Annotated in this window: 13 protein-coding genes; 6 read left to right on the top strand and 7 right to left on the bottom strand. The window is 65.7% G+C overall.

The features are described from left to right. Window positions 1–69 precede the first annotated feature (69 nt). On the bottom strand, window positions 70–561 hold the full coding sequence (locus CWO89_RS15110) for a winged helix-turn-helix transcriptional regulator (RefSeq protein ID WP_130579589.1): 492 nt from the start codon (window positions 559–561) through the stop codon (window positions 70–72). Window positions 562–665: 104 nt separating this feature from the next. On the opposite strand from CWO89_RS15110, the gene CWO89_RS15115 reads away from it, so the two are divergent. Together CWO89_RS15115 and CWO89_RS45860 are read left to right on the top strand one after the other, a co-directional pair. Continuing rightward, window positions 666–1,454, top strand: a complete 789-nt coding sequence (locus CWO89_RS15115; protein WP_165421162.1) for an SDR family NAD(P)-dependent oxidoreductase — start codon at window positions 666–668, stop codon at window positions 1,452–1,454. Between the two features lie 166 nt (window positions 1,455–1,620). Further along, window positions 1,621–1,779, top strand: coding sequence for a hypothetical protein (locus tag CWO89_RS45860; protein WP_165421163.1), 159 nt, complete (start codon window positions 1,621–1,623; stop codon window positions 1,777–1,779). Window positions 1,780–1,828: 49 nt separating this feature from the next. Here the strand turns inward: CWO89_RS45860 and CWO89_RS15120 are convergent, their stop codons facing one another. Further along, the gene (locus tag CWO89_RS15120; protein WP_130579591.1) at window positions 1,829–2,437 is read right to left on the bottom strand and encodes an FMN-dependent NADH-azoreductase; all 609 of its coding nucleotides are present in this window, start codon (window positions 2,435–2,437) and stop codon (window positions 1,829–1,831) included. A 100-nt stretch (window positions 2,438–2,537) separates the two neighbouring features. On the opposite strand from CWO89_RS15120, the gene CWO89_RS15125 reads away from it, so the two are divergent. Then, window positions 2,538–2,939 (top strand): winged helix-turn-helix transcriptional regulator, encoded by a 402-nt coding sequence (locus tag CWO89_RS15125; protein WP_130579592.1) that lies wholly within the window; start codon window positions 2,538–2,540, stop codon window positions 2,937–2,939. 113 nt (window positions 2,940–3,052) lie between these two features. Here CWO89_RS15125 and dprA read toward each other — a convergent pair whose 3' ends face one another. Then, on the bottom strand, window positions 3,053–4,168 hold the full coding sequence (gene dprA / locus CWO89_RS15130) for a DNA-processing protein DprA (RefSeq protein ID WP_130579593.1): 1,116 nt from the start codon (window positions 4,166–4,168) through the stop codon (window positions 3,053–3,055). Between the two features lie 129 nt (window positions 4,169–4,297). Here dprA and CWO89_RS15135 point away from each other — a divergent pair, with 129 nt between their 5' ends. Further along, entirely contained in the window at window positions 4,298–5,539 is a 1,242-nt protein-coding gene (locus tag CWO89_RS15135) for an amidase (RefSeq protein WP_130579594.1), read from the top strand. Here CWO89_RS15135 and CWO89_RS15140 read toward each other — a convergent pair. The 4 genes from CWO89_RS15140 to CWO89_RS15155 form a co-directional block, all read right to left on the bottom strand. Then, entirely contained in the window at window positions 5,534–6,739 is a 1,206-nt protein-coding gene (locus CWO89_RS15140; RefSeq protein WP_130579595.1) for a patatin-like phospholipase family protein, read from the bottom strand. The two genes, CWO89_RS15135 and CWO89_RS15140, sit on opposite strands and share 6 nt — an antisense overlap. Window positions 6,740–6,894: 155 nt before the next feature. Further along, window positions 6,895–7,491 (bottom strand): glycerol-3-phosphate 1-O-acyltransferase PlsY, encoded by a 597-nt coding sequence (gene plsY / locus CWO89_RS15145; RefSeq protein WP_130579596.1) that lies wholly within the window; start codon window positions 7,489–7,491, stop codon window positions 6,895–6,897. Window positions 7,492–7,511: 20 nt separating this feature from the next. Further along, entirely contained in the window at window positions 7,512–8,813 is a 1,302-nt protein-coding gene (locus tag CWO89_RS15150; protein WP_130579597.1) for a dihydroorotase, read from the bottom strand. 4 nt (window positions 8,814–8,817) lie between these two features. Then, window positions 8,818–9,771: an aspartate carbamoyltransferase catalytic subunit gene (locus CWO89_RS15155; protein WP_130579598.1), complete on the bottom strand. Its 954-nt coding sequence runs from the start codon at window positions 9,769–9,771 to the stop codon at window positions 8,818–8,820. 268 nt (window positions 9,772–10,039) lie between these two features. Here CWO89_RS15155 and CWO89_RS15160 point away from each other — a divergent pair, with 268 nt between their 5' ends. Both CWO89_RS15160 and CWO89_RS15165 read left to right on the top strand, forming a co-directional pair. Next, window positions 10,040–10,786 (top strand): M15 family metallopeptidase, encoded by a 747-nt coding sequence (locus CWO89_RS15160; protein ID WP_245476313.1) that lies wholly within the window; start codon window positions 10,040–10,042, stop codon window positions 10,784–10,786. 122 nt (window positions 10,787–10,908) lie between these two features. Next, window positions 10,909–12,555, top strand: a complete 1,647-nt coding sequence (locus CWO89_RS15165) for an acyl-CoA dehydrogenase family protein (RefSeq protein ID WP_130579599.1) — start codon at window positions 10,909–10,911, stop codon at window positions 12,553–12,555. Window positions 12,556–12,692 lie beyond the last annotated feature (137 nt).

The raw sequence follows: 12,692 nt of genomic DNA on the forward strand, positions 1-12,692 counted from the left end.
CGCGAAGCGGCGAGCCCGGAATCCATTTCCCCCACTTGCGCTTGCGGCCCGATGGATTCCGGGCTCGCGCTACGCGCGCCCCGGAATGACGGCGGAAGCCCGTTTCGCGCGCTTGGGCGCGCCGCGCTTCAGGGTGATGTCGGCGAACGAGAGCAGCCGGCCGTCCTGCGAAGAGAGCGCGAGTTTTTTCACCGGCTTGCCGTTCTCGCGGTCGACCATGGTGGTGCCGATCTGTTCCGGATGATCGTCGAATTCCTCGCTCCACTGCCGGAGCGCCACCAGGATCGGGAAGACCCCAAAACCCTTTGGGGTCAGCGCATATTCCTGATAGGCGCTGCCGTCGGAGGCGGGCGCCAATTCCAGGATGCCCTGGTCCACCAGCGCGCGCAGTCGCACGGTGAGGATGTTCCTCGCGAGCCCCAGGCTCTTCTGGAATTCGCCGAAGCGGCGGTGGCCCAGCAGTGCATCGCGGATGATTAAGAGCGACCACCAGTCGCCCAGCACATCCAGCGAGCGCGCGATCGGGCATTCCGCGCCCTCAAGGCTTGTCCGCTTCACCATCAAGATCTCCGCCGAAATGCATCACAGGCTTGTGTAGTTGCATTATAAAACCAGATCGCCTAGTTGTCCAAGGAGGTTTAATCATGCAACCACTGGAGGCTATCGTGAGACTGGCGAACAAGACGGCGTTGATCACAGGAGGCAACAGCGGCATCGGTCTTGCGACCGCACGTCTGTTCGTTCAGGAAGGCGCCAAGGTTGCCATCACCGGGCGGAACCAGGCGACGCTGGAAGCGGCCGCGCAGGAATTGGGGCCGAATGCGCTCGCGATCGTCGCCGATGCCACCGATGTCGCGGCAATGGAAGCTGCAGTCGCGCAGGCCGCGAAGAAGTTCGGCAAGCTCGATATCGTCTTCGCCAATGCCGGCATTCCCGGTCAAACCCCGCTCGGTGGTACGACGCTCGCGGCGTTCGAGCAGGTGATCCGCACCAATCTGACGGGCGTGTTCTTCACGGTGCAGGCGGCCCTGCCGCATCTCAATGACGGCGCTTCGGTCGTCCTCAACGGCTCCGTGATCTCGGTGCAGGGAAATCCAGGCTATTCGGCCTATGCCGCCAGCAAGGGCGGCGTGCGCGCGATGGCGCGCGTGATGGCTTCCGAACTGTCGCCCCGCAACATCCGCGTCAATGTCATCTCGCCCGGCGCCATCCGCACGCCGATCTGGGGTGCCGCGACGGCAACGCCTGAAGCAGAAAAGGCCTTCGAGGCGCGCATCGCCAGATCGACGCCACTGCGCGGGCTCGGCGAACCCGACCACATCTCGAAAACGGTGCTGTTCCTGGCTTCCGACGATTCCGCCCACATCCAGGGGCAGGAACTGTTCGTCGATGGCGGCGCAACTGCTTTGCCCGCCGGCGCTCCGATCTATCGGGAGCAGAGCCCGCGGCAGTGAGTGGCGATCCGGTCAGAGCGACGGCAAGCCGTTGCCGCCGGCGGTGCCGGTTCACGTGACGCCTTGTCTCACCGGGCCGGGCATGAGTCGTTGAACCTTCGTCGTGCTGCCAAGACAGTCTTATAGGCAGGGACCTTCCTTGGCTTATTGGAACTGGAGAGCAGCAATGCCGACAGTCATCCGCACCCGTCGCTCTGCCCCACTTTCGCGCATCCCGCAGGATTCAGCCGACGCGCAATTTGCTTCAATCGCGCTGTTTTGCGGGATCGGCATGCTGATTTCGTTCGTCGCCGTGATTTGCGACGTGCAGGGCGTCTGGCATTAGCTGCTACACCATGGCCGGTGGACGCTGGCCATGGTGTAGATCGATGTCGTTACGCCGCGGTGAGATTACCAGCGGCTTGCAGCGCGCCTGAGACAGCCTTTTCCCGATGCTCCGGCCCGACCTGGATTCCGTCGGCGGAGATGAATTCGGGCTTCGTGATTCCGATGAAGCCGAACACCCAGCGCAAATAGGTCTCCAGATGCTCGCCGACGGCGGCTGGCGTGCCCGGGCCGTAGAAGCCGCCGCGCGAGATCGCGACGATGACGCGCTTGTTGCCGGCGAGGCCCTCGACGCCGGCGGCGCCGTACTTGAACGTCTTGCCGGCAACCAGGATGCGATCGATCCAGGCCTTGAGCTGGCTCGGGATGGTGAAATTGTACATGGGCGCGCCGAGCACGACGATGTCGGCGGCGAGAAACTCCTCCAGCATCTGCTGGCCCGCGGCGATGTCCGGCTGCAGCAAGGCATCCGGAGCGGCGCCCTGGCTCGCGGCCAGATGGGAACCCGAGAGGTGGGCGAGCGGTGTCGTCGTCAGGTCGCGATAGGCGACGTCGATGCCGGGATGAGTCTTGCGCAGCCGGTCGACGATGGCGGCGGAGACCTGACGGCTGACGGAGTGGGGGCCCAGCACGCTGGAGTCGAGATGCAGGAGTTTCATGGTTGGTGTCACCCTTTGGTATAGGTTTGTAACTGGCGCTATATGAGTGACCGTGGCAAAAGCCCGCAAGAACGCACATTTTTCTAACCGGAGCACATCAGTGAAACCCGAGCACATCCATGTGCCTGTCCTGGAACCGATCCCGCATACCAGCGGCGACTGCCGTGGCGTGGCCTCGGTGCTGGCGCGGGTCGGCGACAAATGGAGCGTGCTCGTCATCATGCTGCTCGGCAACGGCCCACGCCGGTTCAACGAGCTCAAGCGTACGATCGGTGGCATCTCGCAGCGGATGCTGACCCTGACGCTGCGCGGGCTGGAGCGCGACGGGCTCGTCACGCGCACCGTGTTTCCGACCATTCCGCCGCGGGTCGACTATGAGCTGACCGATCTCGGCCGCGGGCTGGCGAAGCCGGTGCAGGCGCTGGGACAATGGGCGTTCGAGCATTTGCCCGAGATCGAGCGCGCGCGAGGCGAGTTCGATGCGCGGAACGATCGCGGATGAAGAGATTGAATTCGTAGCCCGGGTGAAGCGCAAGCGTAACCCGGGGCATCTGTGTCAACGGTGAGAGCGGTCCCGGGTTGCGCTGCGCTCCACCCGGGCTACGAGAGGTCGCTTCAGACCAGCGACACCAATCCACCGCCGTGGCGTTCGAGGCGGCCGGCGAGCTCAAGCTCCAGCAGCACCGTGCGAACGATGGTGGCTGACAGGCCCGACATCCGGATCAGGTCGTCCAGGCTGACCGGGCTCGGGCCGAGCAACGCGACGATGCGTTCGCGCTCGCTCGGGTCGGTGTCGAAATCAAGCGGCTCGTCGTCGCTTTCGCGTGCAGCGAGCGCGAGCGGCCGCTCCATGATCGGCTGGACCGCGTTGATGATGTCGCTCGCGCTGGTCACGAGCGCTGCGCCCTGCTTGATCAGATCGTTGGTGCCGGCAGCGCGCGGATCGAGCGGGGAGCCGGGCACGGCGAACACCTCGCGGCCCTGTTCTGCCGCCATGCGCGCGGTGATCAGCGAGCCCGAGCGGTGCGCGGCTTCGACGATGACGACGCCAAGCGAGGCCCCCGAGATCAGGCGGTTGCGGCGAGGGAAGTCGCGGGCGCGCGGGACATGGCCGAGCGGCATTTCGGAGATCGCAGCACCTTGTTCGAGCAAGGCCGCGAGCAGGTCTTCATGCTCGGGCGGATAGATCCTGTCATGGCCGCCGGCGAGCACCGCGACTGTGCCGGTCTCGACGGTGGCGCGATGGGCGGCCTGGTCGATGCCGCGGGCAAGGCCGGAAATCACGACGAAGCCGGCATCGCCGAGATCGTGGGCGAGGGTACTGGCGAATTTCAACCCGGCACCTGAGGCGTTGCGCGAGCCGACGATTGCGATCATCGGCCGCGCCAGCACGTCAAGCGCGCCGCGCACGGCCAATAGCGGCGGCGCGTCATCGATCGTGGCAAGCCGCGCCGGATAGGCGGCTTCGCTAGGTGCGACCAGGCTGACGCCGTGCTTCTTGCAGGCCGCAAGCTCGGCCTTTGCCTCCTCGACCGTGCAGATGCGTCCCGCACCGCCACCGCCGCCACGGCGCGCCATCTCAGGAAGGTGCTCCAGCGCGGTGTGCGCGTCGCCGAAATGGTTGAGGAGCGAGCGAAAGGTGCGCGGCCCGACATTCTCCGAGCGGATCAGCCGCAGGCGGTCGAGGCGTTCGGAATCGGTGAGTTCGTGCTTTGGCGTGCGGTCGTGCATGGCGCCAGCATGGATCAACCGCAGCGCGCAGGCAACGGTCCCCGGGGATGAGCCATTCGCGGGCGCGCCTTGCCCGATCGCGAGGCGGCCCGTAAAAGCAATCCAACCAATGAAGGGAGGAAATTCCCGATGATCTCGCTCGCCGAACTCACCCGTCACATCGAGCAGGGCGAACTCTTGCCCGACGCAGCGCTCGCCCAATCGCTCGCGGCGATCGATGCAGAGGAAAAGACGATCGGCGCCTTTGTGTCGCGAGCGGAGAATCCGCGTGCGCAGGCGTCGGGACCGTTGCGTGGTATTGCGGTGGGTATCAAGGATATCATCGACACTGCGGATTTCCCGACCGAGATGGGGGCTGCGATCTATCGCGGAAATCGTCCGCGCGCCGATGCGTCTGTCGTGATGATGCTGAAGCAGGCCGGCGCCACCATTGTCGGCAAGACCACGACGACGGCGTTTGCCGCCAACGATCCGACGGCGACGCTCAATCCGCGCAATCATGGCCACACGCCGGGCGGATCGTCAGCCGGATCGGCCGCTGCCGTCGCAGCCGGGATGATTCCGCTGGCGCTGGGGACGCAGACGGCAGGCTCGGTGATCCGGCCGGCGTCGTTTTGCGGCGTCGCTGCGATCAAGCCGTCCTACCGGCTGCTGCCGACCGTCGGCGTCAAATGCTTCTCCTGGACGCTCGATACCGTCGGCCTGTTCGCGGCTGGCGTAAGCGACCTCGCGGTGGCGCTGGCGGCGATGACGGGCCGGCCGGCGCTGCTATTGCCGGACACGATCGCAACGCCGCGGATCGGCATCGTGACGCAGGACTTTGCCGGTGCACCTGATGCGTCAGGCGCGGAGGCATTACGGATCGCGGGGCAGGCGGCCGAGCGCGCCGGCGCTTCGGTTCGTGCGCTGCCATTGTCTGAGATCGTCGCGGAGGCCTGGCGCATTCATCCGGTGGTACAGGACTTTGAAGCGCATCGGTCGTTCGCCTGGGAATATCGCGAGAACTATGACGCGATGCCGCCATTGCTGCGCGGCCGCCTCGACGAGAGCAGGGATGTGACCGCCGCTCAATATGACGACGCGATCGATATCGCCGGCCGTGCGCGGCAGGCTCTCGCGCAGTCGTTTGGGGATGTCGACGTGCTGCTGACCCTGTCGGCGCCCGGCGCCGCGCCGAAGGGACTCTCGTCGACCGGCGATCCCCGCTACAACCGGCTGTGGACGCTGATGGGCGTTCCCTGCGTCAACGTGCCCGCTTATGTCGCCGAGGGCAATTTGCCTGTCGGCGTGCAGGTGATCGCGCCGTTCGGCGCCGACGCCAAGGCGCTGGCGGCTGCGCGCTTTGTCGAGACGGCGCTGGCGAAACTATAGCAGCGCGGGTTCGGCGACGCGTGACTTGCGCGGCGTCTCGATCCGCGTGGAGCCGGCGTCCTGCGCCAGGAAACGTTCGGCAGCCTTGCGGCCGCTCCGATGCAAGAGGCGAATGAAGCCCGGGCCGAGATCGGTGGCGCTGCGCTGGGCGAGCCCGTCGATCTCGTCTTCCGCGGCGATCCGGAATAGCCGCAGCGAGGGGGCCGCGGCAGGGCGCGCCCATTCCAGCGCCGCGATCTCGGCATTGAGCACGGAATTGGCCGTGATCTGGTCGAGACGGCGATCGATCGCGGCGGGTGTGATCGGGACATAGTTGTCGCGCGCCGGCGTCACCTGGACGACCAGCACGTTGGAGGTCTCGGATTCCTGCACCAGTCGGACCAGCGGGGGATTGGCGCCAAAGCCGCCGTCCCAATAGGACTCGCCGTCGATTTCGACTGCGCAATGGATCAATGGCGGGCAGGTCGAGGCGAGCAGCACGTCGGCGGTGATCTCGGCATTGCTAAAGACCTGCTGCCGGCCGTCGCGGACGCGCGTCGCCGCCACCAGAAGTTTCGGGCAGGCGGGGCTCTGCAGCGCGGTGAAATCGATGTCTCTAGCCAGCGCCTGACGCAGCGGATCGAGATCGAACGGATCGAACTGGCCGGACCGCAGCGTCGGCCCGAACGCGACCGAGCGCCCCGCCGGCGAGAATCCTCCGACCAGCATCAGCGAGCGGAAGGAGGCCTCATGCATGATGCGCATCCAGAACCGCTTGAGCGCGGCGCGCGCGCCTTCGCGGCCACCTTCCACCAGGCCGCAAGCGAACAACGCGGCGTTGACGGCGCCGGCGCTGGCGCCGCTGATGGTGTCGAACGCGCAATCTGGTTCTTCCAGCAGCCGCTCGAGCGCGCCCCAGGTGAAGGCGGCAAAGGTGCCGCCGCCTTGCAGCGCCAGCGATAATTTTCGCGGCGGCCAGACGAGCGATTCGCCCGCATCCGTCTTTTTCGGCTTATCGACCGGCGCGCGCGCCGGCAGATCGGCCCGCGCCGACTGCATGTTCAGGATGGCGTCCGGCAGTGGCGGGGCGGCAGGCCGCTCGGCGTTGGATTTGGCTGCTGAACTGACGGCACTCGGCGTGTCGTCGGAGAATGACCAGATATCGGAGGCAGCGAGCAGGGCGCTCGCGCTGGACGTGCTCACCGGACACGACGCGCTCATTCCGTCGATTCCATCCTGTTCGATCCCGTCTATCTGACGCAACCGTATGACGCCGTTTGTTGACTCGCAGGATGACAGCCTGGGTCACTGTTCGCCAGTACCGCCCGAGAATTTCGAACAGATGTGACCTGCCCTCAACAGGTTGATGGCGAATTCTAGGCCTTTTGGCCGATCCGTCCCTCGGTTCCCGCCCGCAGTCGCTTGATGTTCTCGCGATGGGTGTAGAACAGCATGAGCGCCAGCACCGCGGCGAGCGCGGCGAGTGCGGCGTGCCCGAACCACCACAGGAAGATCGGGGTGACGACGGCCGCAACCAGCGCCGAGAGCGACGAATAGCGCGTGGTGAAGGCAGTGGCGAGCCAGACCGCGCCATAGACGGCCGCAGCCGGCCAGAACAGGCCGATCAGCACGCCGATATAGGTGGCAACACCCTTGCCGCCCTTGAATCCGAGCCAGACCGGGTAGAGATGGCCGAGGAAGGCGCCGAGCCCGGCCACCATCGCCGCATTCGGGCCGCCGAGATAGCCCGACAGCACAACCGCGGCCGTGCCCTTCAGCATGTCGAAGATCAGCGTTGCGGCGGCAAGCCCCTTGCGCCCGGTGCGCAGCACGTTGGTGGCGCCGATATTGCCGGAGCCGATCGAGCGCAGATCCTGCGTGCCGGCGATCTTCGTCAGGACCAGGCCGAACGGGACCGAGCCGAACAGATAGCCGATCAGGAAGGCGACGATCAGGAAGGCGTCAGAGGACATGGCCGGCGCTCCCGCGGGTGTTAGACATGTTCATACACCGTCCGGCCGCTGACAATGGTGCGCACGACGCGGCCGGAGAAGCGGGCCTCGTCGAAGGGCGTATTCTTGCACAGCGATTTGAGGTCGACGGGATCGAGCACCCAGGGCGTCTCCGGATCGATCACGATCACGTCGGCCGGCGAACCGGCGCGCAGCGAGCCGCCGGGCAGGCCCAGCAGTTCGGCGGGTCGGGTCGACATCGCGCGGATCAAGGTCTTGAAGTCCATCTCGCCATTGTGGATCAAACGCAGGCCCGCCGGCAGCATGGTCTGCAGCCCGACCGCGCCGAAAGCGGCCTCGGCGAACGGCAGGCGCTTGACCTCGACGTCCTGCGGATTGTGGTCGGACATGATGACGTCGATGAGACCGGAGGCCAGCGCGGCGACCAATGCCTGGCGGTCGTCCTCGGTGCGGAGTGGCGGCGACAGTTTCAGGAACGTCCTGTAAGGCCCGATGTCGTTCTCGTTCAGCGTGACATGGTTGATCGAGACCGAGGCGGAGACGTCGGCGCCGGCATCGCGGGCGCGTTTGAGGATCTCAAGCGACTCCGCCGTGGAGAGGGAGGCCGCGTGATAGCGCCCGCCGGTGAGCGCCGCGAGCCGCACGTCGCGCTCGAGCATGATCGACTCGGCGGCGTTCGGAATGCCGGCAAGTCCCAGCCTCGTCGCGAACTCGCCCTCGTTCATCACGCCTTCGCCGACGAGGTCGGGATCTTCGGTGTGATGCACGATCAGCGCGTCGAAGTCGCGCGCATAAGTCAGCGCGCGGCGCATCACCTGCGCGTTGGTGACGCTCTTGTCGCCGTCGGTGAAGGCGACCGCGCCGGCGGCCTTCAGGAGCCCGATCTCGGTCATCTCCTCGCCGCGCAGGCCCTTGGTCAGCGCCGCCATTGGATGGATGTTGACGATCGCGGTGTCGCGGGCGCGGCGCATCACGAAATCGACGGTCGCCGAATTGTCGATCACGGGCGAGGTGTTCGGCTGGCAGATGATGGTGGTGATGCCGCCGGCGGCCGCGGCGAGACTCGCCGACGCAAAGGTTTCGCGATGGTTCGCACCGGGCTCGCCGACAAAGGCGCGCATGTCGATCAGGCCGGGAGCCACGATCTTGCCGGCGCAATTGACGATGTCGGTGCCTTCAGGGACGCCGGCTGTGCCGATGCCGCGCTTGGAGTCGCGGATCATGCCGTCGGCGATCAGGACGTCGGCGGGCCCGTCGAGATCGCGGGAGGGATCGACGACGCGGGCATTGGCAAGCAGGATTGGGCGACGATCGGTCAGCATGATCTCACGCGTTCGGCAGGTTGCGGGCGAGCGCTTCGAGCACCGCCATGCGCACTGCCACTCCCATTTCGACTTGTTCGCGGATGACCGACTGCGCGCCGTCGGCCACGGCCGAGTCGATTTCGACGCCGCGGTTCATCGGCCCCGGATGCATCACCAGCGCATCTGGTTTGGCGTAGGACAGCTTCTTCTGGTCGAGGCCGAAATACTGGAAATATTCGCCCGACGACGGCACGAAGGAGCCGTTCATGCGCTCGCGCTGCAGGCGCAGCATCATCACGATGTCGGCACCGTCAAGCCCCTCGCGCATGTCGCGGGCGACCTCGACGCCCATCCGCTCGATGCCGCGCGGCAGCAGCGTTGACGGCGCGACCACGCGGACGCGGGCGCCCATGGTATTGAGCAGCAGGATGTTGGAGCGCGCGACGCGGGAATGCATGACGTCGCCGCAGATCGCGATCACGAGCCCTTCGATCCGGCCCTTGTTGCGGCGGATCGTCAACGCGTCGAGCAGAGCCTGGGTCGGATGCTCGTGCGCGCCGTCGCCGGCATTGATCACGGAACCGTCAACCTTGCGCGCCAGCAGTTCCACGGCGCCGGAGGCGTGGTGGCGCACCACCAGGATATCCGGGTGCATCGCGTTCAGCGTCACCGCGGTGTCCATCAAGGTCTCACCCTTGCGCATCGAGGACGAGGACACCGACATGTTCATGACGTCGGCGCCCAGCCTTTTTCCCGCGATCTCGAAGGAGGATTGCGTGCGGGTCGAAGCTTCGAAGAACAGGTTGACCTGGGTGCGGCCGCGCAAGGATGCGCGTTTCTTGTCCACCTGGCGGTTGAGCTCGACATATTCCTCGGACAGGTCGAGCAGCCCGGTGATGTCGGCAGCGGAAAGCCCCTCGATGCCCAGCAAGTGCCGGTGACCGAGGACAAAGGTCGATTTCAATGATGGGGTCATTAAAGCCAGAGCTATAGGCGGGGATGGCCGGCGGGGCAAGCGGGAATAGGGGGTGGATGAGTTATCCCCGGCTAGATGCCGCTGCATCTTTCGCCGTCATGCCCGGGCTTGTCCCGGGCATCCACGTCTTGCTTTGCTCCATCTTCCGGAACAAGACGTGGATGGCCGGGACCCGGCTACGCCGAGGCTTCGCCGGGCACTCTGGTGTAAGCCCGGCGAAGCGATAGCGAAGACGGGCAAGCCCGGCCATGACGATGGGGCGACAATCGTGAAAATTGTTGTGATTGCGCTCGTGGCGGCCACCTCGGTTTCGGTAGCCCATGCGCAGACCTTGCCCGGCGGCTTCGTGTTCCTGCGCGACATCGATCCGACGATCATCCAGGACATCCGCTATGCCGGCTCGAACAATTTTGTCGGCCGGCCGCTCAGGGGTTACGGCGCGCGCGAGTGCGTGGTGAAGCGCGAAGTCGGGCTTAAGTTGAGGGCCGTGCAGCAGGAACTCGCGGGACAAAAGCTGTCGCTGAAGATGTTCGATTGCTATCGGCCGGCGCGGGCGGTCGCCGACATGGTTGCATGGTCGAGGGATGGCAAGGAGACGGCCGCCGGCAAGCGCTACAATCCGGTGTTCAGGAAGGCCGATCTGTTCCGGCTCGGCTATATTGCTGCGCGTTCCGGCCATTCGACCGGGGCCGCGCTCGACCTGACGCTGGTCGATCTTGCCGCCGACAATTCCGGCAAGTTCGATCCCGCGAGGGACTATGCCGACTGCACGGCCTCGGTGGAAAAGCGGGCGCCGGAAGGTAGCGTCGACATGGGCACGGGCTATGACTGCTCCGACGTCAAGGCGCATACCGCCGCACCCTCGATCAATCAGTCGCAGCGGCGGTGGCGGAGGATGCTCGTCGCGGCGATGGCGCGACAGGGTTTTGTCAACTATTCCAAGGAGTGGTGGCATTTTTCGCTGCCCGGCGCGGGTGGTCAGGCCTATGATTTCCCGATTCCGCCGCGCCGCTAAAGCGTGATGACTTTTCTTCGAATCGTCATCCCGCTTTAGCTCCTTGTTTGAGCATGATCTTTTCGGAAAACCGGTGTCCACTTTTCCGGATCATGCTTTAGTTCCGGCTTTCAGGAAGCGTCATGACCCAATCAAGCTTCTCGACCCACGAGGTCTTCAACCAGTCGCCGCCGTTCGAGGACGTCGATCTGTTCACGCTCGACAAGCCGCTGGTCGCGGCGGTGGCCGCCAACGGCGGCGGCGTGGCGCAGGGCGAGCTCGCGCAATTCGGCAAGCATTGGGGCTCGTCGGCGATGGCGGAGCGGGGCCGCATCGCCAATGAGAACACGCCGAAACTGCGCACCTTCGATTCCCGCGGCAACCGGCGCGATGTGGTCGAGTTTCATCCGGCCTATCACGAATTGATGGCGCACAGCGCGCATGCCGGCGTGCACAACTCGACCTGGACCACGGACGGCAAGCCCGCGGGCGGTGCGGCGGAGGTGGTGCGCGCAGCGAAATTCTATATCGCCGCGCAGGTCGAGACCGGGCATCTCTGCCCGATCACGATGACCCGCGCCGCCGTCGCCCCGCTGGCCTCGCAGCCGGATCTCCTGGCGAGGACGATGCCGGTGATCGCCACGCGTTCCTATGATCCGAGCTTCATGCCGTGGTGGGAGAAGCGCGGCATGACGCTCGGCATGGGCATGACCGAGAAGCAGGGCGGCACCGATGTGCGCGCCAACATGACGCGCGCGGCGCGCGATGGCGACGCCTATCGCATCACCGGGCACAAATGGTTCATGTCGGCGCCGATGTGCGACGCGTTCCTGGTGCTGGCGCAGGCCGAGGAGGGTTTGAGCTGCTTCTTCATGCCGCGCTTTGCGCCTGATGGGTCTGTGAACGCCATCCACTTCCAACGCTTGAAGGACAAGCTCGGCAACCGCTCCAATGCGTCGTCGGAGGTGGAATTCCACGGCGCCTATGCAGAGCGGATCGGCGAGGAGGGCAAGGGTATCCGTACCATCATCCAGATGGTGCAACTGACCCGGCAGGATTGCGCGATCGCCTCCGCCGGCCTGATGCGCTCGGGGCTTGTGCATGCGCTGCATCACGCGCGCCATCGCAGCGTGTTCCAGAAGCATCTCGCCGATCAGCCGCTGATGCAAGCGGTGCTGTCGGACATGGCGCTGCATGTCGAGGCTTCGATCGCGCTGGTGATGCGGCTCTGCCGCGCGTTCGACCGCACGCCCGATGATGCCAAGGAGGCGGCCTATATGCGGCTGCTCACGCCCGCGATCAAATATTGGACCTGCAAAAGCGCACCCGGCTTCCTCTACGAGGCGATGGAGTGTCTCGGCGGCAACGGCTATGTCGAGGAGGGCATCCTGGCGCGGCATTACCGGGAGGCGCCGGTCAATGCGATCTGGGAAGGCTCGGGCAATGTGATGTGCCTTGACGTGCTGCGCGCGCTCTCGCGCGAGGCCGACGCTGCAGCGGCCATCCTGCAGGAATTGGCCGCGGAGACCCACGGGCTATCAGGTGCGGGCGAGGCGGTGGCTTTCATCGGCAAGGCGTTCCGCAGACCCGACAGCGAGCGCGTTGCGCGGCTCGCTGTCGAAAAGCTGGCGTTGCTGGCCGCGAGCGCCGCGCTCAATGGCGTGATGCCGCGTCACGCCGAACTGTTCGCGGCGACACGGCTCGCGACCACGCACGCCGGCATGTACGGCGCGGTGGAGCTTGCCGAGAGCGATATGCGCGCGCTGCTGGAGCGGGCGCTGCCGCATTGAATGCCGCACATCTCGTCATGCCCGGGCTTGACCCGGGCATCCACGCCTCTCGTGCCACGCAGAGAAAAGGGACGTGGATGGCCGGGACGAGCCCGGCCATGACGTTGTGGAGGCAGGATCGCATTCGATCGAGAGTT

Source organism: Bradyrhizobium sp. Leo170 (genome assembly GCF_004296405.1).
In the GTDB taxonomy this organism is placed as follows: domain Bacteria; phylum Pseudomonadota; class Alphaproteobacteria; order Rhizobiales; family Xanthobacteraceae; genus Bradyrhizobium.

Bases quoted from the DNA above. Each gene is read 5' to 3' on its own strand.
- dprA (WP_130579593.1), bottom strand. From the start codon at position 4,168: ATGCACGACCGCACGCCAAAGCACGAACTCACCGATTCCGAACGCCTC.
- CWO89_RS15135 (WP_130579594.1), top strand. From the start codon at position 4,298: ATGATCTCGCTCGCCGAACTCACCCGTCACATCGAGCAGGGCGAACTC.
- CWO89_RS15155 (WP_130579598.1), bottom strand. From the start codon at position 9,771: ATGACCCCATCATTGAAATCGACCTTTGTCCTCGGTCACCGGCACTTG.
- CWO89_RS15165 (WP_130579599.1), top strand. From the start codon at position 10,909: ATGACCCAATCAAGCTTCTCGACCCACGAGGTCTTCAACCAGTCGCCG.
- CWO89_RS15140 (WP_130579595.1), bottom strand. From the start codon at position 6,739: ATGAGCGCGTCGTGTCCGGTGAGCACGTCCAGCGCGAGCGCCCTGCTC.
- CWO89_RS15110 (WP_130579589.1), bottom strand. From the start codon at position 561: ATGGTGAAGCGGACAAGCCTTGAGGGCGCGGAATGCCCGATCGCGCGC.
- CWO89_RS15120 (WP_130579591.1), bottom strand. From the start codon at position 2,437: ATGAAACTCCTGCATCTCGACTCCAGCGTGCTGGGCCCCCACTCCGTC.
- plsY (WP_130579596.1), bottom strand. From the start codon at position 7,491: ATGTCCTCTGACGCCTTCCTGATCGTCGCCTTCCTGATCGGCTATCTG.
- CWO89_RS45860 (WP_165421163.1), top strand. From the start codon at position 1,621: ATGCCGACAGTCATCCGCACCCGTCGCTCTGCCCCACTTTCGCGCATC.
- CWO89_RS15150 (WP_130579597.1), bottom strand. From the start codon at position 8,813: ATGCTGACCGATCGTCGCCCAATCCTGCTTGCCAATGCCCGCGTCGTC.